Genomic DNA, 1,143 nt, shown 5'->3' with positions numbered 1-1,143 from the left:
TTTGGTAGAAGGTAAACCGCGTCTGGCCAAAGTAGTAAAAGCGACTGTAAGTGAGACTGGAGATATCGAAAGCTACGAGCTAGAACAAGCGCTTATTCAATCTCATAAAAAGCTTAGTTACGAAGTCGTTGGCAGCTTTATTGACCAAGGCGAAGCGCTAGACGAGTGCAGCAGCGATATTCAGGAAAGCCTGAAGCATCTTAAGACTATTGCCGATAAACGATCAGAATTCCGCAACAAGCACAACCTGATTCAAAAAGACCGTCAAGAGTTCTACCTCGAGCTGAATGACCAGGGAAAGATTGCAGAGATCAAACAGAAAGTATTCTCCAGCGCTCACCGTATAGTTGAAGAAGCGATGGTCGCTGCAAACTGTTGCATCGCAGAACTCATTTCCAAAAGCAAACTTCCCGGTATCTACATTAGCCATAAAGGCATACGTGCCGATCGCTTGGAAAGCTTGGATAAAGTACTGCAAGAAAACATTCCTGAGTACAAAGAAGATTCTTTAGCGTCTTTAGACAGCTTTGTTGAACTATCAAAACAGCTTTCCAGTAATGATGAGTTAACTCGCTACCAACTACTTATTTCTCGCCAGTTAGAGAAAAGCCAGCTAAGCCTAGAACCTGCGCCTCACTTCGGCATGGGATTGCAGCAGTATTGCAACTTCACCTCCCCCCTTAGAAAAGCCAGTGACTTTTTAGTACACCGCCAACTCGATGCGATTGCAGCCAACAATGAAAGCTACATTAACGAAGCTCAAATAGAAGCATTAAGTGAGAATTCGAGTAAAGCCAAAAGTGCCGTCTATGATGTTGAGCAATGGCTGAAGTGCCAGTATTTAGCTAAGAACAAACAAACCTTAAATGCTACGATTCATCGTGTCTTTTCTTCTGGTTTTCAAGTTCGTCTAGCAGAAACAGGTATTGAAGGATTTGTCTCAACCAAGGAGATGGAAGGGAAGTATAGCTTTAACCAAGACCTGCTTTGCATCACCAACAAAGAGCAGTCCTTCCAACTCGACCAAGCAGTACAAGTAAAACTCAAGCAAATCGACTGGTCTCGTAAACAAATTCAGTTCGAATTAGTTTAGACCGGCTACATCCTGGCCAAATTCTTGTCTGTCCTCAGCAGAGCCATGTA

Annotated in this window: 1 protein-coding gene; it reads left to right on the top strand. The window is 43.4% G+C overall.

The annotated features are described in order from the left end of the window. A partial coding sequence (locus A3766_RS02240; protein ID WP_156508623.1) for an RNB domain-containing ribonuclease occupies positions 1-1,093 on the top strand: 1,093 nt, incomplete at its 5' end. Positions 1,094-1,143: the final 50 nt, after the last annotated feature.

This window comes from Oleiphilus sp. HI0132, assembly GCF_001635845.1.
Note: the sequence above shows the minus strand (reverse complement) of the source record. Positions and strands in the feature narration are given on the sequence as shown.